Here is a 23,224-nt window from a genome sequence, read left to right on the forward strand (position 1 = left end):
TAGCCAGCATAGATTTGTCATGACGTTCCTTACATTCTCAAATCGCTGGCAAAGAGGTGCGTTCCTACCCCTTTAATCCCCTCCCTAAAGCTGCCTCGCAGCATCAAAAACAAAACCCAACGTGATGAACCACAGCGGAAAAATAAGACGAACTGAGTGCATTCAGTTACGAGTTTCCAAAGACGAAAAATTACAAATTTTTGCCAATGCCAACGGCAATGTCTCGGTTTGGCTGCGAACTATGGCTCTCAATCCCAATTCCTGCCACCACAAAAAACGATACAAAGAAATAAAACAAGATCCAGCTCTGGTGAGTGAGGTTGCCAGAATTGGTAATAACCTCAATCAAGTCGCTCGTTACATAAATACTGCAAAAAAAGCAGGATTACTGATTGATTTGATAGCGGTACAGGCACAACTTGTGCAGACAAATGCCCTGTTAAGCGCCTTAATCAAATCAGCAGCATGATAGTAAAATTTTTTAAAGGCGATCACTCAGCAGTGACGAACGGCTTAAAGTATTTAGAAGGTGGCACCAAGCGCCGCAAATTAAAACCTGTATTGCTCTCAGGAAATCCCGATATCACAAGAGAATGGCTTAAACAGGCTAGCCGCTTCTCAAAAGCCTTCACGTATGGCTGTTTGAGCTTTGAAGAAGCTGATATCCCTGCTCACCAAAAGCAGCAATTAATGGCGTCATTTGAACAAACCTTGATGGCCGGACTCAAGCCAGAGCAATACGATATTGTTTGGATTGAGCATCGTGATAAAGGGCGATTGGAACTGAACTTCCATATCGTGAATATGGAGCTGACCACAGGAAAGGCATTAACGCCTTATGTACATAGGCGAGATATGGTGCGTATTGATGAGTGGAAAAGCATTGCTAACGACACTTTTGGCTTTACCGACCCCAATGATCCAGCTAAGGCTAGAACCTTTACATGGGGGGATAACCCGAGGCCAAGGCGTGAGCTGATGGCACAAATAGATGATTATCTATTTGATCTTGCAGTAGGTGGAACCTTAAACAACCAACAAGATGTCATTGATGTGCTGAATGACATCGAAGGCCTCACCGTAACACGTAATACTAAATCATCCATCTCTTTTACAGCAGACGGATACCAAAAACCGATACGCCTCAAAGGCGAACTCTATGGCAAATCTTACTCAGGCATTGAAAGCAGCGCAGCAAAACAGGCAGAAAGAACTGCGAGCTTTGCACGCCAGCGTCACGAACGAATTAAAGAAAAAAAACAACAACTTCAACAGCGAAATCGGCACCTCGCTCGCCAACGTCGAAAAATATATCAACTTTCACCTAGCAAGACAGCGCCGCCAGCATTGGCTGTTCCCCATGCTATTGAGTCTGATGGTATTACTATCAGGGGTGATATTGGGACGATATCTGACACTAGAATACGAAATCAATCCATTTCAGCCTTGCCATCAAATAGTCAGGTCGCAAGACAACCCGACTCAGTTGTACTGCCAGATAACAAAGCCATTGAAGAAAATAATAAAAAATCAATAAACCAATATGCTAACGACCATACTGACCAATCTAAAAGCCCTTCAACATGGGTATCTGAAGTCCTCACAAAGCTTAGAGACGCAATTAAATCTCTTGCAGGATGCATTAACCGAAGAGAAGCAGAGGCGCGAGAGCTTGGAGATGTCTATCGAGCAACTCAACGGCACTGTGATCAGCTTAATAGATTGCTTAAAGACAACGGAAGAGGGGATAAATTAAAAGAGCATCCACTACGCTTATCTAAGCACATTACTTCAACTGTTAAAGCTAGGGGGGCACTAAATCGCTAGCAATTTAGCGTCTTTAAGTAGCGTTCAAATGAACGGTGTTGCTCTGATGAGAAAATCACCCCCGTGCTTAATAGCTTTTCAATGTCTTTGGTTGATGGCTCCAAGCGAGTCAAAGCTCTGCTGGTGCGCCACTCAACCAGCCAAACAGTGAAAAACAGGGCAGAAATACAGAACGCAGCCACACCTGAAAGTAAGCCTATGATCACTCTTGACCACCAAAATTCATTCAAAAAAGGAAATATCGAATACGACAACGTTGCGAAAAACGCACTGATAAACATGATCATGTACCCCTGTCCTTTCAATCGCTCAGTTTGTACTAATACTGAAAGCAGCTCTGTGGATACTACATCGCGCATCTTATCTTCTCATCAATGTGATGCGTTGCACTAACGTTAGAGTCAAAACGTCATGCAACGTATAGGGTTATAATAAGTTAATTAATTTCTATCGTCGGAAGTTAGGTAAACCAGCCAGTAACTTATCCGATATTACCTTTAGGACACGCCGTTTTAGCTTCTTTTTGTACTCGATACAAGCGTCAAGGTTGTCTATAGTGATATTCGTGTCATCGAAGTCATCAACCAATTTGAATGCATTAAGAGTCGTTTCTATAGCCTCTTTGAGAACTAAGAACTTCCTTGTCTTGGTGGTGACGTCGGTTGATGTAATGAAGCCTGTTTCGATGCAGTGATCAATCACCAAATCCTCAACTCTCAGATTGTGGTATTTTTCTTTAGCTTTATTATCAAGAGCTTCATATGAAAAAGGATTATTTTTTCTAGAGAAAGGAATTTTTTCCATAAGTGTTTTTTATAAGGATAACAACTTTGATGGGAATTTAAACTGAATGGCAGCAAGCCGTTCTCTTTATCTGTTTCATCGTTGCCAATGCTTCATCATCGGCAACATCAGTTGGTTTGAATATGGGGGGGGATTATAGTGTTAAGCGAAAGGGCCCCCAAGTTCTGGCTAATCAACTCAAAGTACACTCTCACTAGTAACATCGCCGAGGGCACTAGCACCAACCATTGTCGACTCATTCTGAGTAGCTATCAACAACTCTATTCGCCTTAACTCTGCTTCTGCTGTATCTCGCTCTTTCTTTAATTCCTCAGTAGTGTCCTCGCATGCAAATTTATCAAAGTTCGAATCATGTATTTGCGAATTATATCGAGAGGCACATGTTTCAACTATATGTTTTGCCGCATCCAATGCTGCGGCTTTATCTCTATACACATTAAATGTTAGCCTCGATACTGGATTGCCGCGAAGATTTCTCCCTTTGTTGTCTTTTTTGATAACCTTGTCAACTTTAATAAAGATTGGTGTTTTTTCGTTGATCTCATCAACTGATTTTTTAACCACTCTACTGAAAAAATTTCTTTGATGCTCTTTAGTGCCAATCTCCAAACGCTCTCTTATTCTATCAATAGACACATCGAATTTAACCAGTGATTCATTCTCCTTCATATTTAATGCATAAAGACACCAATGGTAGTATCGTGATGAGTGCTTATATGAGAAGCCTGCTATGAGATTTAAGTCAATTGCTTGATAGCCTGAAAGTGCCAGCAAATATGGCATAAACTCCTTCGTAAAGGTGATTAAAATGTCGGTTTTACCTACTTTGGACGCAACCTCAATAGGATTAATCGTTTTCTTTACACGTATACGTTTCGACGTCATCTCATCGACAACCATAGTGCGTGATTGAAGTGATTCTATGGCCTTGTCTAATGCCTTGTAGTTTCTCGAACCCGTAGTTCTTAATATTTCCCTAACTGGTAAGATAATCGTCCTTTTTTCAATAAACGAGTAGTAACTGTCGGTAAGGCTTTGTGTGACCTTACTAAAATCCCACCTTGCAGAAGCATCTCCTTGCAGCTCGTCTTGTACATCCTTATCCTTAAGGAAAGGGTTGATATCGAAGTGTGACATAGCATTAAACAAAAGACGTTGTTCTTGAACCTCTAGAGAATATTTTGCAAACACAAATTCGTTCTTTAGCTTTACCAGTTGTCCACCAAATTTATTTGGCGGACAGATTGCTCCAAGGTCGTACTTGTGAGTTTTTACTAATATTCCATCTTTATTCATACGAGTTTTTCTTTTTCTTAGGCTGGTTATTGAAGTGTTGTGAACTCATATTTTTCACAATTCCGGTGTTTAAATTAAAAAAGTCAGTTAGTTAGGGCTTTTTTCAGAAAATCAGTGCTTAAATGTCACAAATTGGGTGTTTAAATCCAATTTGTCCTCAAAGCCTTTATCCACATAGGGTTACAGAGTTTTTACTGTTTTTTTGCTCACAAATTCAGTACCTAAATATCACAAGGGTTGTTGCAAAAGAAAACTGCTCCAGCCCTTTATTTATAAGGCTTAAGAGTTGTTCTGAAAGGGGGCTATTACCTGATCTATCACAATTAAACCCTAACATCTGAATACTAGTGGTATTTGCACTACGACGAATGGTTCTCACGATCCTTAACCTCTCTTCTATTTCCTAAAGACAACAACTTACCTATACCTCATGCGATGTATTTTTGAGATTGGTTATCGGCTATTGCCGATGTGTGCCCGTTCTTAAATTTTATATTACTCATTTAAATTTAAACGTCAAAGTTAATTTGCTATAACTTATTGATTATAAAATACTTTCTTTCATGTTAGTGCATCCAAGAGTAAAGGCTTGTTTTGAACTTAAAATCGAAAATGGAACATCAACCGATGTAGGTAGCAACTTGGGTTTTGAAATGGCAAAAAGCACAAACATCAGAAAGCCCTCATTTTCACCCACTCAATGAGTAACCTAGGCGTAAACATGCAAAACGGTGGATAGATAGCGAAAATGGGGCTAAAAATGCGTTGTATGGTGATTATTGGCTGCATTCACTGAGGCGAGTTGAGTGTTGGTAACTCTCTGAGCAAGAAATTATACGCAATACGTGGGGTATAACGCTTACTTCACGGTGTTTTTTGTTAGAATAGCCGCACTATTTTTAGAGACTTATCAAAACCATGGTTGAACAACACCAACGCGCATTAAAAACCCAGCTTTGGAACATTGCCAACACGCTGCGTGGCAACATGTCTGCGGACGATTTTCGTGACTACATTCTTGGGCTTATCTTTTACAAGTACCTATCTGACAAGTTAAACCGCTACTGTGATGAGCTTCTTGCTGAAGATGGCATTACCTTTGTTGGTGCTGCTGATGATAAAGAGCTGCTCAATGATCTACGTGAAGAGTGTGTCGAGAACCTTGGTTACTTTATTGCGCCTAAGCAGCTTTTCTCTAGCCTAGCAGGGCGTGGTAAGAAACAAGAGTTTATTATCGATGAGCTTGATCGCTCTCTTGCTGATATTGAGCAATCCACCACAGCGGCGGACTCTGCCGATGACTTCAATGGTTTGTTTGAAGAGTTAGACCTAAACTCAAGCAAGCTGGGTAAAAACCCTGACGCACGCAACAAGCTAATCAGTCAGGTTTTGGTTCATTTAGATAACATCGACTTCCACCTAGAAAACACCGAGATTGACTTGCTGGGTGATGCCTATGAATACCTTATCGGTCAGTTTGCTTCTGGTGCGGGTAAAAAGGCGGGTGAGTTCTATACGCCGCAACAGGTCAGTAAAATTCTAGCCAAGCTTGTGAGCATTGATGGCAATGTGAAATCGGTATACGACCCGACCTGTGGTTCTGGCTCATTGCTACTGCGTGTGGCGCGTGAAGTTGGCAGCCATAACTTAGAATTTTGTGGTCAAGAGCAAAACCCAAGCACGTTTAACCTAGCACGTATGAACATGCTGATGCACGGAGTACGTTACGATAAATTCGACATCAAAAACGATGACACCCTAGAGCACCCAATGCACCTAGATAAGCGTTTTGATGCGGTAGTAGCAAACCCTCCGTTTTCAGCGAATTGGAGTGCCAACGAGCTGCACCTAAACAGTGAGCGCTTCGCCGATTACGGCAAGCTTGCTCCTAAATCGAAAGCAGATTTTGCTTTTGTACTGCACATGATCTATCAACTGAATGAAACGGGCACGTTAGCGGTGGTTGTTCCTCACGGCATCCTTTTCCGTGGCGCAGCAGAAGGTCACATCCGTCAGCACCTTATCGAGAAAAAGAACTACCTAGATGCAGTGATTGGCTTACCTGCGGGTATCTTCTTTGGTACAGGTATCCCGACTTGTATCTTGGTGTTTAAGAAGAATCGTAAAAACGATGACAATGTGCTGTTCATCGACGCTTCTAGTCACTTCGAAAAAGGCAAAGCGCAAAACTACCTTCGTGATGAAGACGTTGAGCGTATTATTGGAGCCTACAGTAAGCGAGAGTCTGTCGAAAAATTTGCCCACGTTGCCAAGATTACCGAGATTGAAGAGAACGACTACAACCTCAACATCCCTCGTTACGTTGATACCTTTGAAGAAGAAGAGCCTGTCGATTTGGATGCAGTGGCGTCTGAGCTTGCTGAGCTAGAAACAAAGATGCACTCCGTGGATGCTGATATTGCTGGTTTTTGTTCGCAGTTAAATATTAAGGCTCCGTTCTAAGGAAGGTATGTTATGACAGAGCAAATGAATGTGCCGAAACTGAGGTTTAGTGAGTTTGATAGTATGTTAGGGCTAAGTTACTTTGGTGAGTTAGTCAATGACATTACGTATGGCCCACGTTTTAGCGCTGAAGACTATTGCTCAGATGGTAATGTGAGGACTATACGTGGGACTGATATGGGGGCTAATGGTGAGATTAAGTACCATCAAGTTCCTACAGCACAGCTAGATGTAAAAACGGTTAATCGTCACGAACTTAAAGATGGTGATCTTGTGATGATTACTACGGCTGATTGCGGTATAACATCTGTATATCGTGAACAACCAATTAAGCATATTTGTAGTGCATATGCAGTAAAAATCAACTTGAATGAGAATGCTGACTCTACTTACTTTAAGTATTTTTATCAGACGAGCAAAGCGCAGTATGAAGTGAGTAGATTTATTCGTAAGGCAACTGTTTCCAACTTACCCGGATCGGATATAAATCGAATCAGGCATTACCCTCCATCACTTCAAGAACAACAAAAAATCGCCTCGTTCTTATCAAAGGTCGATGAGAAAATCTCACTACTCACAGAGAAGAAAGACAAGCTCACCGAGTACAAAAAAGGTGTGATGCAGCAGTTGTTTAACGGTAAGTGGGAAGAGCAAGATGGGCAGCTAACATTTACCCCACCGACACTGCGTTTTAAAGCAGATGACGGCAGCGAGTTCCCTGATTGGGAAGAGAAGAAGTTGGGTGATGTGCTAATCAAGTATCGCTTGGGTGGGAATTACCAAAACTCGGAAGTTAGAACTCAGTTTCCTTTGATAAAAATGGGAAACCTAGGTCGAGGAAACATCAACTTAAACAAAGTCGAATATATTCTTGAAGGTGAGGCAATTGACTCTCAAGACCGAATTCAAGAAGGTGATTTATTCTTTAATACACGAAATACCTTAGAGTTGGTTGGAAAGGTTGCGATATGGAAGAATGAATTATCAGAGGCTTACTATAACTCGAACCTAATGCGACTTGAATTCGAAAACAATTATTTTATGAATTATTGCTTGAACTCTTTTAACGGTGTTAGAGGTTTGAGAAGGTTCGCAACAGGTACGACAAGTGTTGCTGCAATTTACACCAGAGATTTACTGAAACTAAAGCTCTGTATTCCTAGCCTTGAAGAGCAAACCAAGATTTCTGACTTCCTATCGGTGGTCGATCAGAAGATTGACTTAACCAACTCAGAGCTTGAAAAAGCCAAAGAGTGGAAGAAGGGGTTGTTACAGCAAATGTTCGTGTAGTTAGGGCCGTCAGTTGGATTTATAAAAAGAAGAATTATGAGCACACAATCAGAAGCACAACTTGAAAAAGAGCTAATCGATCAGCTTGTTGCTGCCGATTTCAAACCTGTCGATATTGGCAATGCTGATGCGCTAAAAGCAAACCTCAAGACTCAACTTGAGAAAGCCAATGGCGTAACGCTCGCAGAGCGTGAGTTTGAAAGTGTGCTCATCAAGCTTGAAAAGGGCAACATCTTCGATAAATCCAAGCGCTTGAAAGGCAAGGTTGATGTCACTCGTGAAGACGGCACCACCGATTACCTGACTCTGTTATTTGATGATGCGAAGAAAAACTTCTTCCAAGTGACCAACCAGATCACTATTCAAGGGACGTATGAGAACCGCTACGACGTCACTATTTTAGTGAATGGTTTACCGCTGATTCAAATTGAACTAAAACGCCGTGGCATTGAGTTGGCGGAAGCCTTTAACCAGATCAAACGTTACGACAAGCATACTTATGGTGCTCAAGGTGGGTTGTTCAATTACGTGCAGTTGTTTGTTATATCTAATGGCGTCAACACCAAATATTTCTCGAATAACCGTGAGCTTTCGTTTAAGCAGACCTTCCACTGGACGGATGTTGAAAACAACAAGATTAACTCGCTCCCTCAATTTGCGGATGCTTTTTTAAATCAACCACACCTGACTAAGATGCTGAGTCGTTACATCGTACAGAACGAGTCAGGTAAGTTTTTGATGGTGCTTCGTCCGTACCAGTTCTATGCGGTAGAAGCGATCGTTAATCAGGTTAAAACAAACAATAATCACGGTTACATTTGGCACACCACAGGCAGTGGCAAGACGCTGACTAGCTTCAAAACGGCTCAGATCCTCTCTACGTTGGAAGAGGTCGACAGAGTGGTCTTTGTAGTTGATCGTAAAGACCTCGATTACCAAACTGCCAAAGAGTTTGATGCATTTTTGAGAGGTAGTGTCGACAGCACGGGTGACACCAAAAGCCTTCTGAATCAGTTCCTCGGCTCACGACCTGTACCTAAAAAAGCCCTAAATTCCCAAGATAGTAGTGCCAACGATAGTGAAGAGTTGCCACAAGTCGCAGAGTATGCGCCTATCTACAGTACTAAAGTCAATCGCATCAACAAGCTCACCATCACTACGATTCAAAAGCTTAATAACCTGATCACTAAGCCTCGTTTCAAAGGGCAGGTTGAACACCTTCGCCAAGAACGTGTTGTCTTTATTTTTGATGAATGCCATCGCAGTCAATTTGGCGAAACGCACCAAAACATCGTCGACTTCTTCGAGAAAGCACAACTGTTTGGTTTTACGGGAACGCCTATCTTTTCCGACAATGCGACGGCTAAAAAAGTCGAAGGCAAAGGCACACAGAAGCGAACCACAAAAGACCTATTTGGTGAGCGTCTCCATAGCTATGTGATTGTTGACGCTATCAAAGATGACAACGTGCTACCGTTTGCCATTGAGTATTATGGTAAGCTGAAACATAAAAATGACGGCATGGATGTCGATGTGAGCAGTATCGATGTCGCGGAGTTCTTTAGCTCTCCTAAACGTATTAAACAAGTGTGCGAGCACATCATTGGCATTCACGCTCATAAGACTAAACGCAAGTTTAACGCCATGCTGTGTGTGGCAAGCGTGCCTGATCTCATCACTTACTACGATACTTTCAAAGCCCTCAAAGAAGAGGGCAAGCATAAGCTCAATATCGGCACCATCTTCAGCTACGGTGTGAATGAGGAAGAAGAGTTCGAATGCGAGGTCAATGTTAAAGGCTTGGCAGAAGCGAACGCCAAAGTGCATAGCCGAGACAAGTTGGACGCTTACATCGAAGACTACAACCAGCAGTTTGGTACGAGCTATTCGACCAAAGATACCGACAGCTTCTACAACTACTACAAAGATCTCTCTAACCGCACGAAGAACGGCGAAGTAGATATCCTTCTAGTAGTGAATATGTTCCTTACGGGTTTTGATGCTCCCGGATTGAATACCATTTATGTCGACAAAAACCTTAAGTTCCACGGCTTAGTACAAGCGTTCTCCCGTACTAATCGCTTAAATGGCACGGTGAAGTCGCATGGCAACGTTATGTGTTACCGCAACCTCAAACCGCAAGCAGATGAGGCGTTTACGCTATTCTCGAATAAGAAGCCTACAGAGCATATCGAAGTTCCAGACCTTAACGGTTTGACTGAGGACTTCACTAAAGCACTTGAAGCGTTGAAAGCAATTACTCCTGATGTGCAAAGTGTCGATGACTTGCCTGACGAGGACATGCAAGCAGGTTTCATCAAGCAGTTCCGTATCTTAATGCGCTTAAAGAACCAACTAGAGACATTCAGCGACTTCGATATTGAAACGCTTGGCATTTCTGAGCAAGAGTTCGTCGACTACGCCTCTAAATACAGCGATTTAGCCCGTGAAATCAAGAAAGGCCCTGCGGAGAAAGAATCTATCCTTGCGGACATCGACTTTGAGCTTGAACTGCTCCAACGAGATGAAGTCAACGTTGGTTACATTCGTCATTTGCTGATGACGATGCTTGAAGAGTCTTGTGAAGAAGCTAAAGACAAAAAGCGTCAAGTCATCGCTAACTTGTTAGCGACTGAGCCAACTCTGTACAGTAAGCGTTCTCTCATCGAAGGCTTTATCGAGAAGAGCATGCAAGGCTTAGTGCAAGGTGCTGAATTTGATGAGTACATCGAAGAGCAGAAGCAAAAAGAAATGCGTCAACTCGCAGAGGAAGAAAAGCTTGATGGCAATAAGTTTAAAGAAATTATTCTTGATATTGAGCAGGGCTTGAAAGTCGACGACCTCAAATCGGATGATATTGCCAAGCTGACCACAGAGAAAATGACGTTCCGATCCCGCCGGACTATTATTCCTCGTATTGCTGAGCGGTTAAAACGCTTCGCAGAAACTTTTGTTGAAGGGTTCCACTAACCATTGTCGCAGTGCTTTCTTATTTTCAGCTTTAAATCAAAAATAAAGCCACTAGAAAAGATGACAAGGATTGTTGAGTGGGGTGAAGTAATCGTAAACGAGGTACCCGTTATAAAGATGTTTCTTAGGGTATTTATCTAGGATAGCCGGAAAGGCTTCGTTTATTTAAGGGACGAAGCCTTTTTTCTAGGGTTAAGCTAATTGCCTTTTACGTTCTTCGTCGAAGAAGTTGTATACAGTATCTACATGTGTATATAGAGAGTGTTCTAGAACAAACTGCCTAAACCGACCTTCAGACCAAGTCGCCATCTCTTCATAGTCGGGAGTGGGGTCTAGGGTTAGTACATTTTTTTCAGCATGTACTTCGCTCCAGTGTTCAGTTGCTTGTTGCTGAATATCACCATCTAAATCCAAATTATCTTCTAAGTTGTTCACAAAACTGACCCACTCCTCATTGCTAAGCCAAGCTCCATCAACCATATCGATTTGCAAATGACAAATCTCAGAGCCAGCAATGTACGGAGTAGGATTACTTAGATAAGGTGTTTCAAGGACTAAACCATCATTAGTGATTGCGACACAAAGGCCTCCGCTCAAAGGCGGGCAAAGCACATCGCATTTTAGTAGCCTTTCAAACCTTGCGGTATTAGTGGTTTTTGAAACAGGTAAGCCACAAGCGATCAATGCGTTAATAAATTCGCTGACTTTAATTAGAATAATCGACTGGCTCTTCATCGATTCAAGGCTATTGCACTGTGCGTGCTTTGCTAGGGCTTGGTAGCCTTGATTAAGAGATAATGTGCGATTGTCTTTGGCGATGGTTCTATACTCATCTTTAAAGACTGAAAGTAACTGTACTGGAGTGAGTTCTGAAAATTGAGAATAAGCATTAGCGTTCATACTGCCTCGATATCATGCTGGATTTTTTGACACACCGCGTTTGATTTTGTTGGTTTGCCAATGACCAGCATCTAGTCGTAGCAATATTAAATGAGTACTTAAAAATGATCTCAGTTTACAGCAAACGCACCATTAGCCTGAGAGAGCTGTACAGGACTATAAATAGTAAAGAAAGAAAATTCAATCATTTAATTACCATGCCCGTTGAAATCGTCTCCATAAAAAAGCCCCCATATTAATGGAGGCTCGTTGTTCTTCTTTTTCTTACAAGTCGTAGTACTCTGCTAGGTATCCGATCAAATCACCGCCCTTCAGAAGTAAGAAGGCAATGACCATCATGACACCTAAACCAACCGCAAAGCTTTTCATTCTGTCTTTTATTGAAATGTAATCATCTGACATGGGTATCTCCGTTTATTTTTCTTTTAAGCCGTTTGAACGTTGCTTGAAATCGGGTTTTTAGAGTTGATTTACCAGCGACCTAGATTTTCTAAGTCCATATCCCAATAGTACTTAGCGCAAGCTTTTACTTTCCAGTCAGATTGTTCGCTAACGCCAATACCGTAAGCTTTTTGGCACCAACTGCTGGCTAAGAATTCAGCGGTAGCATATGTAAAGCCAACTAAAGCAATCAGCGTCAAGATTAGATTAATAAGTTTCGGGATTGGGTGCATTTTTTTGTTAGTGTTGTCTTTCATTTTTTATAAAAAAATCATAAGCTTATATGGAGCGATTGTGCAATTAAATGTATTTTAATGCAAGATTATAAACAGCAATATATTGTTTTGTATGGCTTTATTGGTATGGAGACTGTCTTGAAGTGGATCAAAGGTGGCTGCTAGAGCTATTTTTATGCATCCTTGTCATAATCGTTAGACAATTTTTAGCAAAATCAACCGCTTTTTCATGGTGTTGCATTTTACACAAGAAAGAGTCGTAGCTCTCTTTATTAACTACCAGTTTTACACGTTTACCCTCCAAGTGATAATCAATAAAGCCACGATAAATCAATGCATCAGGGTGCGGCTTACCAACAATCTTATATTGATTATGGAAGTTCAGTGTCCAGAGGCTCGCCTCAAAAATTAAATCTTCAATATGTTTCATCGCTAACCTTTACTTCCTGACATTCAATGGCACAGCGAACATTAATCTCTAATTGAGCTTGATGTGATCTTCTGGCAAAACAACAGGGATATTACGCAGGTAATGTGTGAGTTGCATCTCAGCCGAGCTATGCCCTGCGAGTTTGGACACACCATAAAGATCCATGCCGTGCTTGTATAGTTCAGACGAGCCAGTTGCTCGTAGGTCGTGAAAATGCAGATCATCAATACCGAGCGCCTTCATTGCTTTCGTCCATGATGTACTCACTGATTTTGGATTAAATGGAAAAATCGGATCAGTTGGCCTCCCTTTTGGCATCTTGTTGATGATGGCAATGGTGGCAGCATTGAGCGTGATTTTAGTGATTTTGTTTTTATTATCTGTCGGATCTTTTCGCTTATCGACGGTAAGGACATGTGTCGTTTCATCGTAGTGCTTCCATTGGAGTTTCTGACAAATTTCACCTTGTCGTAAGCAGACATATAATGCAAACCACATAATGTCTATCATCGGGATTGATGAGCGCCCCCTTAATTCCATTTTGTCATAGTATTCAGTAATGCGATTCAGCTCATCAAGTGATAAAACTCGATTGCGAGGATGACTCCGACTTATCAATCCATGCCTTTTTAACGTTGGTCTCGCATCTCGCAGTGCATCTGTATTGAAATTGAATCCTAATAGCGTGTTCGCATCATAAAACGCCGTGGATAGTGCGCTTAGATAAAAGCCTAGCGTTGAGGGTGAAAGTTGATAATTTTCCTGAATCTCTCTCATTGATTGAATGATATCCCTAGGTGTAATCAAATCGATTGGCAGATCTGCTAATGAAGAGTTAATAAAACGCTTAATGACGGTTGAGATATTTTTGTTGTATTTGGAGGCCATTTCTTCATCCGCTGACACATAAGATTGAAATTGGGTTAGGGCATCGCTAACAGCAAGAGCAATAGGCTTTGAATGAAGAAAACTAAAATCGTTCTCCTTAAGCTGCGCTGAGATTTTTTTGGCAAGTCGCGCAGCTTGTGACTGTTTTTTAAATGTGCGAGACATGGAAAATTTAATAGGGTCTTTTTTGCCTGATCTTGCTCTGACCTTGTAAGACATGCCGGATTTGAGATGTTGTGGCTCGATACTAATTGTTGCCATTTTTGGACTCTTTTTTAACTGGTTTGAGTCGATAGTAATGGTTTGGATTTGATTGTAAATACGACGGTGGTTTGTTTTAACTTGTTGATTGTAAAATACTTTTATTTATATTAGTGCATGGGGTTATTGGTTTTTCTAGATGGGATCTATTTATCAATTAGTTAGAAATTTTGAGTCCATGATTCCGCTCCTTTTCGTCAAAAAACAAATCATGCCTTTGAAAATGTAACGATATGTAACAATAGGTGTGGCTCTTCAATCATGACAGAGCCACTCGTTTGTTAGTTGATGCGTTGGTGAATATCCTCAACACTCAAGCGCAGGTAAATATTATTCAAAACGTTGATGTCGCGATGCCCTGTAATACGTGATATTTCAACAATGTTGAGTCCTCGTTCAAACAGCCTGCACGCTCCTTCAGCTCGTAAGTCATGGTAATGGAGGTCATCAATACCTTGTTCATGACACATTCTCTGCCAAGCAGCACCAATCGAAGTTGATTTGTAGGGAAAAATGCACGAATCAATTTTTGGCTGACGTTTTATAATTTCAATGGCATCACTGAATAGAGGGATAGTGCAGTGATTGCCCTTTTTTTTACGAGGGTCTTTACGATCTCGAATTATTACCGTACCTGCGTTCTCATCAAAGTCTTCCCATCTGATCCGTGTAATTTCTCCAAGGCGCATACAAGTAGAAAGTGACATGTGGAAAATATCGACCAGTGGTATGGATGAGGCGCGGTGACTTTCTCGTTTTCTAAGCCCTTGTTCTGCTAAGTTCAATTCAACTGACGTTGGGCGTCGATCTCGTTTCTCACTGCGACCAATGAGGCGATATTTAATTAAGGTAGGTATTGCTTCGTTGTGTGCGTGTACGTTAGCGTTGTAGCCAAACATTGGCCCAGCCACGTTGATTACGCTGCGCAAGTAAGTGATGTCCTGATAAACCGTCTGTGGTGTTGGAGCGGTTGGTTCGGCTAACCTTACTCGGCAATGCTGTACCAAATGTGTTGCGGTCAACAGATGTGCAGGAACAAGCGCAATGTCGTAAGAGCGCAATCTTCTCAGCACCGCGGATTTAGAGCGTCCCAGATCTCGTGAGGTAATGGGATCTTCAAGGTAGAGCGTGATTAAATCGCCAATCAAAATTTCTTTTGAACTAGATTCAAGTGAGGGGATGCCATCTTCTCGTAGCTCTTTAGCTAACTGCTTTGCCCACTTATTCGCGTCTGTCTTTTTGCCGAATGTCTTAGATTTTTCGAACAGACGTTTTCCGTTTCTTGCTTCTCTCACCCGTGCTTTGTATCGAGTCCCCTGTTTACTTGCTACTTTTTCAATACTAATCGTTGCCACATTAATTTCCTTTGGTCAGGTTGTGGCAAAGACTCTTGCAATGGTGGCGGTACAGATTTTGCGAAATGTGACCTTGGCTGTATAATCCCCGACCCAAATTCGCATGAAGATTTCTGCTTTTCGTGTCCCTAAAAGTCCCCAAATTGATCCCTTTAGGGACTTTTTAAGTTAAAACCGGACAAAATATGCAGAAATAGGTCATTGCAAAACACACATGACATATTTCTATATTGTTGATTTTTAAGGTTTTAATTATGAACTTTCCATCTTCTCGTCTCAGCGTTGCACCCATGCTCGATTGGACCGACCGCCACTGCCGTTATTTTCACCGTTTGCTTTCTCAGCAGACTCTTTTGTACACGGAAATGGTTACAACGGGCGCGATCTTACATGGTAAGGGCGACTTCCTAGAATATAACGAGCAAGAACATCCTCTTGCACTTCAACTTGGTGGTTCAAATCCTGTTGACTTAGCGGCTTGTGCCAAGCTTGCTGGTGAGCGTGGCTATGATGAAGTTAACCTCAACGTAGGTTGTCCTTCAGACCGAGTTCAAAATGGCCGTTTTGGTGCTTGCTTGATGGCTGAGCCAGACCTGGTGGCAGATTGTGTGTCGGCGATGAAAGAAGTCACTGATATTCCAATCACGGTGAAAACGCGTATTGGTATCGATGACCAAGACTCTTATGAGTTTCTCACTAAGTTTGTGTCGACTGTTTCTGAAAAAGGCGGCTGTGAGCAATTTACTATCCATGCGCGTAAAGCGTGGTTGAGTGGTCTTAGCCCGAAAGAGAACCGTGAGATCCCACCTTTAGATTACGATCGTGCATACCAAATTAAGAAAGATTTCTCGGGTCTAGTGATTGCTGTGAATGGTGGTATTACGACTCTTGAGCAAACGAAAGAGCACTTGCAACACCTTGATGGTGTGATGATCGGCCGTGAGGCATACCATAGTCCGTTTATCTTGGCCGAAGTCGACCAACAGATCTTTGGTTTAGATACGCCAATTAAAAAGCGCTCACAAGTTGTGGAAGAGATGTATCCGTACATCGAGCGTGAACTTTCAAATGGCGCAAGTCTAGGACATATTTCTCGTCATATGCTTGGTTTGTTCCAAAGCATGCCGGGTGCAAGACAATGGCGTCGCTACATCAGTGAGAACGCGCATAAGAAAGGCGCGGGTATTGAGGTGATGCAAACGGCATTGGCTAAGATCCCTAAAGAGCTAAACGTATAACCTCCCTCGAGGTTAAAAGTTCGAGCTTAAAAGCCCAAGCTAAAAAACCAAACTTAAAAACTTAAGGTTAAATTCGCCACTAGAGGCTAAATTTGCCATTGATAGTTTCTTTAAAAGCCACGCATTTAGATGTGTGGCTTTTTATTTTCCTGATAAATAAGGGTTTTATTGGTTGTACTAACTTGGTATGGAAGCTGCAATGTTAGAAAGTAATAAAGATAGGTCATCAATTCAATAGGAGACCATTATGTTTGAATTAATCTTTGTTCTTATTTTTGTCGCAACGTTACTTGTTACTGGTATTACGTTTATGACGGTCTTAGCAGCAACGGGGGTTGCATTACTCGTTATGTTAGTACTCGGTATGATCGGTGTCGTGTTTAAACTCCTGCCTTGGTTGATTGTGATTGCAATCGGTGTGTGGTTTTTCAAAACCTTTGTACACAGTTCTAGCCAAAGGCGTTACTAAAGTCATGGTGCCGTCAAACTTTTGCTCGCCAGCGGTTTATCGTTTTAGTCTTTAGGATGTGTGGTAAAATTTCTCCAATAATCGATGAATGTGCATACAATTAGCACAATGATATGAAATTGGAGCTACCTCAAATGAATAAAATGCCATTAATTGCTTTAGTGGGAATGCTACCTTTAAGTTCGGCAGTACTTGCTGAAGAAGGGTTTTCTTACACGGCTAAAGTCGGTGCCGATATGTGGTGGGGAAGTACCAAGCTAAACGAAGTTAGACAAAATGATGATGTTCATTCTCCTTCGTTATATTTCGCATTTGAGCACAATGGCCCAATGCTACCAAACGCGAGTGTCCGCTATACTTCTGTCGATGCAGATTTATTGGCCTTCGATAAGTACGACTACACCTTCTATTACACATTGTTAGATCACAAACTGATGAACTTTGATGCGGGTGTGACGTTTACTCAGTATTCAAACTCGAATTACATCGAACCGAAAACAGGTGGCGCTCAAACAAGCTTTGATGAGTTGACTTGGAGTTTCTACGGTAACGCAGAGATCAACGTTCCTGACACCAACGTCGATATCATTGGTACGATGGAGTTCGGTGATAGTAGTGGCATCAAGAGTACTGATTTGATGGCTGGCGTTCAGTACCGAATCCCAGTAGCAGAAACTGAGGTAGCACTGCGAGGTGGTTACCGTGTTATCGATTTAGACTCGGATGAGTTCTTTCGCTCTGAACTAGGCAAGAGCTTTGTTATGGTCGATGGTTGGTTCGCTGGTGCAGAAGTGCGCTTCTAGGTTATTTAAGCGTATTTAAAATAAATTTTAAGAACGTCACTTTATTAAGTGGCGTTTTTTTATATCTATTGATTATATCTTTCTGGAATTAGTTAGCACATTCATCACTTTCGACCATCCTTATATAGAGATCTGATTAGCGTCTATTCTCATAAGGTCTATGTTGTGAGGTCAAAGCAAGGGATAGAATATGACACTCAATGAATTACGAAATTTATATCGAGAAAATCTGTTAGTCGAAGCGGTCATAGAGCCCTCGATTCAAGAGGGGGCTTGGGTTGTGGAGTTTCGCCATATGGGAGGTGGTTTTGTTCTGCTTACCGATGTTCATGGTGAAGAGTGTCATTATGCTGATTTAGATTTAGCATCGAAGTCGGCAATGGCCGTTGGTTTTCAGCAAGTTCGTATTGAAAACCAGTAGCCAATTTACGGTTCAATCGCTTTTTACTTCCAAAAAGTTATAAAACATACTTTTCTATTCTTTCTTGTTATTAAAAGGAGTGGTTAATCTATGGTCACGCAATGATTAGGGATGTCGTGACCATGTCTTTAAATAAGAAAGAGTCTTCACAAAATAATAATGCACAGTCTGGGGCTAATGAGCTACCTGGGCTCGCCGCTCCACTTAATGACCAACAATTGGGTCATCTTCAGCAAACTGTTTCTGAATTATCTTCTCAGCAACTGGCATGGGTCAGTGGCTACCTTTGGGGGGTGAGCCAAGCTCAGCCTGTGGGCGCCGCTGCACCTATTGCTCAAGCCGCTGCAGCTGTGGCCGCAAAACCTGCGGGTAAGTTAAGTATTATCTTCGCGTCTCAAACGGGGAATGCGAAAGGTGTTGCTGAATCGCTTGAGGCTGAAGCGAAAGCGTTAGGTATTGCTGTCGAGCTTTTCGATGCCAGTGACTATAAAGGTAAAAACCTAGCCAAAGAGACACACGTGATTTTTGTGGCTTCCACTAATGGCGAAGGTGAAGCGCCTGATAACGCGATTGAGTTGCATGAATTCCTTCAATCGAAGAAAGCACCAAAATTACCAAACCTACAATACGGTGTGATTGGTTTAGGTGATTCAAGCTATGAGTTCTTCTGCCAAACCGGGAAAGATTTCGATAACTTCCTCGCTAAGCTTGGCGCTAAATCATTTGTTGACCGTCTTGATTGTGATGTTGATTACGAAGAGTCAGCAACGGAATGGCGCGCTAAAGCATTAGAGCAAGTAAAAGAGACATTATCGACAGGCACAGAAGCCGATGTCGTTCAATTACCAGTTGGTCAAGTGGCCGCGGGTCATTCTCAATATACCAAACAAAACCCATACACAGCGACATTACTGACGAGTCAAAAGATCACCGGTCGCGACTCGGGTAAAGATGTGCGTCATATCGAGATTGATCTTGATGAATCAGGTATTACTTACCAGCCAGGTGATGCGCTGGGAGTGTGGTACGAAAACAGTTCAGAGCTTGCGAATCAGATCCTTTCTAAGGTTGGGTTGTCTGGTATTGAAAGTGTTGATGTCGATGGTGAAAACTTATCTGTCCATAGTGCACTCGTCAGTAAATTCGAGATTACGACGTCAAACCCTCAACTTGTAACTCAGTTTGCAGAGCTGTCGGGTAGTAAGAAGTTAATCAAGCTGGTGGAAGATAAAGACAAGCTTCGCGAATACTCTGGTAACACTCAAATCGTCGATGTATTAGCAGAAAAAAGAACCAATCTATCAGCTAATGAGTTGATCGGCCTTTTACGTAAGTTAACACCACGTCTCTATTCTATTGCATCAAGCCAAGCAGAAGTGGATGAAGAAGTTCACTTGACGGTTGGTCTGGTTGAATACCAAAAAGGTGAAGAGTCTCGTCTGGGGGGCGCCTCTAGTTTCCTAGCTCAGCGCTTGGAAGAAGGCGGTGAAGTGAAGGTGTTTGTTGAGAACAACAATAACTTTAAGCTGCCACAAGACGACAGCACACCAATAATCATGGTCGGCCCGGGGACTGGTATTGCGCCATTCCGTAGTTTCGTTCAAGAGCGTGAAAACAATGATGCTGAAGGCAAGAGCTGGTTGTTCTTCGGTGACCGTACTTTTACTCAAGATTTCTTATACCAAGTTGAATGGCAGAAGTACCTTAAATCTGGTGCGTTAACCAAATTGGATGTTGCTTTTAGCCGTGACCAAAAAGAAAAGGTTTATGTTCAAGACCGTTTAATCGAACAGGCAGAGCAGGTTTGGCAATGGCTTCAAGAGGGCGCATACCTTTATGTTTGTGGTGATGCGACCCGAATGGCGAAAGATGTTCATGAAGCACTAGTCACGATTGCTGAAAAACATGGCAACCAGAGCCGAGAACAAGCTGAACAATATATTAATGACTTACGTAAAGCGAAACGTTACCAAAGGGATGTGTACTAATGAGCAAGCAAGTAATAGAGCAAGAAGTGCTAGGTCAAGTACTTGGCCCTTTGGCTGACAATGAACGTCTGAAGCGTGAAAGTAATAATCTTCGCGGTACGATTGAACAAGATCTTCAAGACCGCATCACTGGTGGTTTTACCGCAGATAACTTTCAGCTGATCCGTTTCCACGGTATGTATCAGCAAGATGACCGTGATATTCGTAATGAACGTACCAAGCAAAAGTTAGAGCCTTTGCATAATGTCATGCTGCGTGCGCGTATGCCTGGTGGAATCATCACTCCGAAGCAGTGGTTAGCGATTGATAAATTCGCAGATGAAAGCACCTCTTATGGTTCTATCCGTCTAACAACACGTCAAACCTTCCAGTTCCATGGTGTATTGAAGCCGAACATTAAGTTGATGCACCAAACGCTAAACAATATTGGTATAGATTCAATCGCGACTGCGGGTGATGTAAACCGAAACGTTTTGTGTACCACAAACCCTGTTGAATCTGAGTTGCACCAAGAAGCGTATGAATGGGCGAAAAAGATCAGTGAACATCTATTACCTAAAACCCGTGCTTACGCAGAAATCTGGTTAGATGGTGAAAAGCTAGAAACAACAGATGAAGAACCTATCCTAGGTAGTAACTACTTACCGCGTAAGTTCAAGACGACGGTGGTGATCCCGCCACAGAATGACGTAGACGTGCACGCGAACGATCTTAACTTTGTCGCGATCGCTGAAGACGGAAAGCTGGTGGGCTTTAACGTGTTAGTCGGTGGCGGCCTTGCGATGACACACGGTGATACCTCGACTTATGCACGTAAAGCTGACGACTTCGGTTTTGTACCGTTAGAGAAAACGTTAGATGTAGCGGCAGCCGTTGTAACAACACAACGTGATTGGGGTAACCGCTCAAATCGTAAGAATGCCAAAACCAAATACACACTAGACCGTGTTGGTATTGATGTATTCAAAGCAGAAGTCGAGAAACGTGCAGGGATAGAGTTCTCTGAAAGCCGCCCTTATGAGTTTTCTGGTCGTGGTGACCGCATTGGTTGGGCGGAAGGCATTGATGGTAAGCACCACTTAGCACTGTTTATTGAAAACGGTCGGTTACTTGATTTCCCTGGTAAGGCTTTGAAAACCGGTGTGGCTGAAATTGCGAAGATCCACAAAGGCGATTTCCGCATGACTGCAAACCAAAACCTGATTGTTGCGGGTGTATCTACCAGTCAAAAAGCCAAAATTGAGAAACTCGCCCGTGAGTATGGTTTGATGGACGACTCCGTTTCTGAGCAGCGTAAAAACTCAATGGCGTGTGTAGCATTCCCAACATGTCCTTTAGCAATGGCGGAAGCGGAGCGCTTTCTTCCAGAGTTCGTGACAGATGTTGAAGAGATTCTGAAGAAACATGGATTACCAGAAGAAGATAACATCATTCTTCGTGTCACTGGTTGTCCAAACGGTTGTGGTCGCGCGATGTTGGCTGAACTTGGTTTAGTGGGTAAAGCACCAGGTCGCTACAATATGCACTTAGGCGGCAACAAGGCCGGTACTCGTATTCCTAAGATGTATAAAGAGAACATCACATCAGCTCAGATCTTAGAAGAGATTGATTCTCTAGTGGGACGTTGGGCTACTGAACGTAAAGACAATGAAGGGTTCGGCGATTTTACAATCCGAACTGGTATCATCGAAGAGGTGATCATTTCAAAGAGGGATTTACATGCATAATTCTGTCGCCTCAAAACTGAAGTTAGCAGATCTGCTCACATTGACTAAGACGGAGCAGATACTTCGTCTTAGTCAAATAAATGCTGAGTTAGAACAGCTAACCGCATTAGAAAGAGTTAAGTGGGCTCTAGAAAATTTAGAAGGGACACATGTGGTGTCTTCTAGTTTCGGAATCCAAGCTGCGTTGATGCTGCACTTAGTCACTCAAGCAAAGCCAGATATTCCGGTTATTCTGACGGACACTGGCTATCTATTCCCTGAAACGTATCGCTTTATAGATGAGTTAAGCAAGAAGTTGACACTAAACCTTCAAGTTTTTCGCGCACAACAGAGCCCTAATTGGCAAGAAGCGCAATATGGAAAACTTTGGGATCAAGGTATAGAAGGGATAGAGAAGTACAACAAACTTAATAAAGTTGAACCGATGAGACGGGCGTTAGATGAGCTTGAGGCGGGGACTTGGTTTTCAGGGTTAAGAAGAGAGCAATCTCAATCGCGCGCAAACTTGCCAATCTTATCTATCCAAAATGGTGTGTTTAAATTCTTGCCAGTAATTGATTGGACAAATAAAGATGTTCATTATTACTTAGAAGAGCATGGCCTCAGTTACCACCCACTTCGCGATCAGGGGTACCTTTCTGTCGGAGATACACATACGACTAAGAAATGGGAACCGGGCATGACTGAAGAGGAAACCCGTTTTAATGGGTTAAAACGAGAATGTGGCCTTCATGAAGATGATGGAGAGCAATATGGCTCTGGGATTTAAACTCATTGCCATTTGAAAAGCTGCCATAAGGCAGCTTTTTTAGTTTCTAGGGGATGAAATTAGAGAGATTGTGGATAAGTCTGTGGTTATTGTGTAGTTAGTTTGTAGTTAAAGTTGTGGAAATGAGGGTTTGGGTGTTTATTCGTCATGTAATCGTTATTTTTGCATTTTTCTTTAATAAACACTTGCCAATGTGAGGAACATCTCTATAATACCGCCTCACTGACACGGTAGACGCCACAAGGCTTCAACGAAGAATGTTAGTAAGGCGACTAGCTTTGAGTGATTATTTACTCCTACTTTTAGAAAGTAGAAATTAATTTTCAAAAGTGTTTGACACTGAGAATTAAATCGCTAGAATGGCCGCCTCTTCCGAAGTGATGCAACTCACAACGAAGAGAAGCTCTTTAACAATTTAAACCTATCAATCTGTGTGGGCACTCGTTGATGAATATCAAAACGTTTTATCGTTAGATAAAACAGTTACTTCGGTAACAAATTGATTTCAATGAGCTGAGTGACCAATTCAATTTGGTACAGCCTTGAGCTGTTTGATTTTACTTTTTAAAGTGAAAACCAAAAAGAGCACAGTCAATTCATTACCATTCTGTTGGAATGGTAATAGCTTTAGAATTACATGTTCATGTT

The 23,224-nt window shown here is 42.1% G+C and carries 21 protein-coding genes; 12 read left to right on the top strand and 9 right to left on the bottom strand.

The window, feature by feature from the left end:
- Window positions 1-124 precede the first annotated feature (124 nt).
- Both OCU50_RS01395 and OCU50_RS01400 read left to right on the top strand, forming a co-directional pair.
- Window positions 125-469 carry a plasmid mobilization protein gene (locus OCU50_RS01395; RefSeq protein WP_060467045.1) on the top strand — a complete coding sequence of 115 codons (345 nt, stop codon included), beginning with the start codon at window positions 125-127 and terminating at the stop codon, window positions 467-469.
- Window positions 466-1,827, top strand: a complete 1,362-nt coding sequence (locus OCU50_RS01400) for a relaxase family protein (RefSeq protein WP_060467046.1) — start codon at window positions 466-468, stop codon at window positions 1,825-1,827. Before OCU50_RS01395 ends, OCU50_RS01400 begins: the two co-directional genes overlap by 4 nt.
- On the opposite strand, the gene OCU50_RS01405 is transcribed toward OCU50_RS01400, so the two are convergent.
- From OCU50_RS01405 to OCU50_RS01415, 3 genes are all read right to left on the bottom strand, one after another.
- Window positions 1,824-2,186 carry a hypothetical protein gene (locus OCU50_RS01405; protein WP_153011310.1) on the bottom strand — a complete coding sequence of 121 codons (363 nt, stop codon included), beginning with the start codon at window positions 2,184-2,186 and terminating at the stop codon, window positions 1,824-1,826. The genes OCU50_RS01400 and OCU50_RS01405 overlap by 4 nt on opposite strands.
- 88 nt (window positions 2,187-2,274) lie before the next feature.
- Window positions 2,275-2,631: a hypothetical protein gene (locus OCU50_RS01410; protein ID WP_060467048.1), complete on the bottom strand. Its 357-nt coding sequence runs from the start codon at window positions 2,629-2,631 to the stop codon at window positions 2,275-2,277.
- Window positions 2,632-2,808: 177 nt separating this feature from the next.
- Window positions 2,809-3,927, bottom strand: coding sequence for a replication initiation protein (locus tag OCU50_RS01415; RefSeq protein WP_060467049.1), 1,119 nt, complete (start codon window positions 3,925-3,927; stop codon window positions 2,809-2,811).
- Window positions 3,928-4,845: 918 nt separating this feature from the next.
- Here OCU50_RS01415 and OCU50_RS01420 point away from each other — a divergent pair.
- The 3 genes from OCU50_RS01420 to OCU50_RS01430 are packed head-to-tail and all read left to right on the top strand — an operon-like array spanning window position 4,846 to window position 10,650.
- A complete protein-coding gene (locus OCU50_RS01420; protein WP_060467050.1) occupies window positions 4,846-6,390 on the top strand; it encodes a type I restriction-modification system subunit M in 1,545 nt (514 codons plus the stop codon).
- A gap of 12 nt (window positions 6,391-6,402) precedes the next feature.
- Window positions 6,403-7,680 carry a restriction endonuclease subunit S gene (locus OCU50_RS01425; RefSeq protein ID WP_060467051.1) on the top strand — a complete coding sequence of 426 codons (1,278 nt, stop codon included), beginning with the start codon at window positions 6,403-6,405 and terminating at the stop codon, window positions 7,678-7,680.
- Window positions 7,681-7,716: 36 nt separating this feature from the next.
- On the top strand, window positions 7,717-10,650 hold the full coding sequence (locus OCU50_RS01430) for a type I restriction endonuclease subunit R (protein ID WP_060467052.1): 2,934 nt from the start codon (window positions 7,717-7,719) through the stop codon (window positions 10,648-10,650).
- Between the two features lie 192 nt (window positions 10,651-10,842).
- On the opposite strand, the gene OCU50_RS01435 is transcribed toward OCU50_RS01430, so the two are convergent.
- From OCU50_RS01435 to OCU50_RS01460, 6 genes are all read right to left on the bottom strand, one after another.
- Window positions 10,843-11,550, bottom strand: coding sequence for a hypothetical protein (locus OCU50_RS01435; protein WP_060467053.1), 708 nt, complete (start codon window positions 11,548-11,550; stop codon window positions 10,843-10,845).
- 264 nt (window positions 11,551-11,814) lie between these two features.
- Complete coding sequence (locus tag OCU50_RS01440) at window positions 11,815-11,952, bottom strand: hypothetical protein (RefSeq protein WP_021823223.1); 138 nt, start codon at window positions 11,950-11,952, stop codon at window positions 11,815-11,817.
- A gap of 68 nt (window positions 11,953-12,020) precedes the next feature.
- A complete protein-coding gene (locus tag OCU50_RS01445) occupies window positions 12,021-12,248 on the bottom strand; it encodes a hypothetical protein (protein WP_060467054.1) in 228 nt (75 codons plus the stop codon).
- Between the two features lie 127 nt (window positions 12,249-12,375).
- Window positions 12,376-12,657, bottom strand: coding sequence for a hypothetical protein (locus tag OCU50_RS01450; protein ID WP_060467055.1), 282 nt, complete (start codon window positions 12,655-12,657; stop codon window positions 12,376-12,378).
- Between the two features lie 48 nt (window positions 12,658-12,705).
- Window positions 12,706-13,806, bottom strand: a complete 1,101-nt coding sequence (locus OCU50_RS01455) for a tyrosine-type recombinase/integrase (protein ID WP_060467056.1) — start codon at window positions 13,804-13,806, stop codon at window positions 12,706-12,708.
- Between the two features lie 281 nt (window positions 13,807-14,087).
- Entirely contained in the window at window positions 14,088-15,161 is a 1,074-nt protein-coding gene (locus OCU50_RS01460; protein WP_060467057.1) for a site-specific integrase, read from the bottom strand.
- 254 nt (window positions 15,162-15,415) lie between these two features.
- Between OCU50_RS01460 and dusA the strand changes: the two genes are divergently transcribed.
- The 7 genes from dusA (at window position 15,416) to OCU50_RS01495 (ending at window position 22,576) form a co-directional block, all read left to right on the top strand.
- Window positions 15,416-16,399: a tRNA dihydrouridine(20/20a) synthase DusA gene (gene dusA / locus OCU50_RS01465; RefSeq protein ID WP_060467058.1), complete on the top strand. Its 984-nt coding sequence runs from the start codon at window positions 15,416-15,418 to the stop codon at window positions 16,397-16,399.
- Window positions 16,400-16,646: 247 nt separating this feature from the next.
- On the top strand, window positions 16,647-16,868 hold the full coding sequence (pspG, locus tag OCU50_RS01470) for an envelope stress response protein PspG (RefSeq protein WP_060467059.1): 222 nt from the start codon (window positions 16,647-16,649) through the stop codon (window positions 16,866-16,868).
- Window positions 16,869-17,002: 134 nt separating this feature from the next.
- A complete protein-coding gene (locus OCU50_RS01475; RefSeq protein ID WP_060467060.1) occupies window positions 17,003-17,671 on the top strand; it encodes a TIGR04219 family outer membrane beta-barrel protein in 669 nt (222 codons plus the stop codon).
- Between the two features lie 190 nt (window positions 17,672-17,861).
- Window positions 17,862-18,092, top strand: a complete 231-nt coding sequence (locus OCU50_RS01480) for a hypothetical protein (protein ID WP_017055752.1) — start codon at window positions 17,862-17,864, stop codon at window positions 18,090-18,092.
- 122 nt (window positions 18,093-18,214) lie between these two features.
- Entirely contained in the window at window positions 18,215-20,080 is a 1,866-nt protein-coding gene (locus OCU50_RS01485) for an assimilatory sulfite reductase (NADPH) flavoprotein subunit (RefSeq protein WP_060467061.1), read from the top strand.
- On the top strand, window positions 20,080-21,807 hold the full coding sequence (gene cysI, locus OCU50_RS01490) for an assimilatory sulfite reductase (NADPH) hemoprotein subunit (RefSeq protein ID WP_060467062.1): 1,728 nt from the start codon (window positions 20,080-20,082) through the stop codon (window positions 21,805-21,807). The genes OCU50_RS01485 and cysI overlap by 1 nt, the downstream gene beginning before the upstream one ends.
- Window positions 21,800-22,576, top strand: a complete 777-nt coding sequence (locus OCU50_RS01495) for a phosphoadenylyl-sulfate reductase (RefSeq protein ID WP_060467063.1) — start codon at window positions 21,800-21,802, stop codon at window positions 22,574-22,576. Before cysI ends, OCU50_RS01495 begins: the two co-directional genes overlap by 8 nt.
- Window positions 22,577-23,224: the final 648 nt, after the last annotated feature.

The sequence above is a fragment of the Vibrio toranzoniae genome (assembly GCF_024347655.1).
GTDB lineage: Bacteria > Pseudomonadota > Gammaproteobacteria > Enterobacterales > Vibrionaceae > Vibrio > Vibrio toranzoniae.

Bases quoted from the DNA above. Each gene is read 5' to 3' on its own strand.
- OCU50_RS01395 (WP_060467045.1), top strand. From the start codon at position 125: ATGAACCACAGCGGAAAAATAAGACGAACTGAGTGCATTCAGTTACGA.
- OCU50_RS01400 (WP_060467046.1), top strand. From the start codon at position 466: ATGATAGTAAAATTTTTTAAAGGCGATCACTCAGCAGTGACGAACGGC.
- OCU50_RS01405 (WP_153011310.1), bottom strand. From the start codon at position 2,186: ATGCGCGATGTAGTATCCACAGAGCTGCTTTCAGTATTAGTACAAACT.
- OCU50_RS01410 (WP_060467048.1), bottom strand. From the start codon at position 2,631: ATGGAAAAAATTCCTTTCTCTAGAAAAAATAATCCTTTTTCATATGAA.
- OCU50_RS01415 (WP_060467049.1), bottom strand. From the start codon at position 3,927: ATGAATAAAGATGGAATATTAGTAAAAACTCACAAGTACGACCTTGGA.
- OCU50_RS01420 (WP_060467050.1), top strand. From the start codon at position 4,846: ATGGTTGAACAACACCAACGCGCATTAAAAACCCAGCTTTGGAACATT.
- OCU50_RS01425 (WP_060467051.1), top strand. From the start codon at position 6,403: ATGACAGAGCAAATGAATGTGCCGAAACTGAGGTTTAGTGAGTTTGAT.
- OCU50_RS01430 (WP_060467052.1), top strand. From the start codon at position 7,717: ATGAGCACACAATCAGAAGCACAACTTGAAAAAGAGCTAATCGATCAG.
- OCU50_RS01435 (WP_060467053.1), bottom strand. From the start codon at position 11,550: ATGAACGCTAATGCTTATTCTCAATTTTCAGAACTCACTCCAGTACAG.
- OCU50_RS01440 (WP_021823223.1), bottom strand. From the start codon at position 11,952: ATGTCAGATGATTACATTTCAATAAAAGACAGAATGAAAAGCTTTGCG.
- OCU50_RS01445 (WP_060467054.1), bottom strand. From the start codon at position 12,248: ATGAAAGACAACACTAACAAAAAAATGCACCCAATCCCGAAACTTATT.
- OCU50_RS01450 (WP_060467055.1), bottom strand. From the start codon at position 12,657: ATGAAACATATTGAAGATTTAATTTTTGAGGCGAGCCTCTGGACACTG.
- OCU50_RS01455 (WP_060467056.1), bottom strand. From the start codon at position 13,806: ATGGCAACAATTAGTATCGAGCCACAACATCTCAAATCCGGCATGTCT.
- dusA (WP_060467058.1), top strand. From the start codon at position 15,416: ATGAACTTTCCATCTTCTCGTCTCAGCGTTGCACCCATGCTCGATTGG.
- pspG (WP_060467059.1), top strand. From the start codon at position 16,647: ATGTTTGAATTAATCTTTGTTCTTATTTTTGTCGCAACGTTACTTGTT.
- OCU50_RS01475 (WP_060467060.1), top strand. From the start codon at position 17,003: ATGAATAAAATGCCATTAATTGCTTTAGTGGGAATGCTACCTTTAAGT.
- OCU50_RS01480 (WP_017055752.1), top strand. From the start codon at position 17,862: ATGACACTCAATGAATTACGAAATTTATATCGAGAAAATCTGTTAGTC.
- OCU50_RS01485 (WP_060467061.1), top strand. From the start codon at position 18,215: ATGTCTTTAAATAAGAAAGAGTCTTCACAAAATAATAATGCACAGTCT.
- cysI (WP_060467062.1), top strand. From the start codon at position 20,080: ATGAGCAAGCAAGTAATAGAGCAAGAAGTGCTAGGTCAAGTACTTGGC.
- OCU50_RS01495 (WP_060467063.1), top strand. From the start codon at position 21,800: ATGCATAATTCTGTCGCCTCAAAACTGAAGTTAGCAGATCTGCTCACA.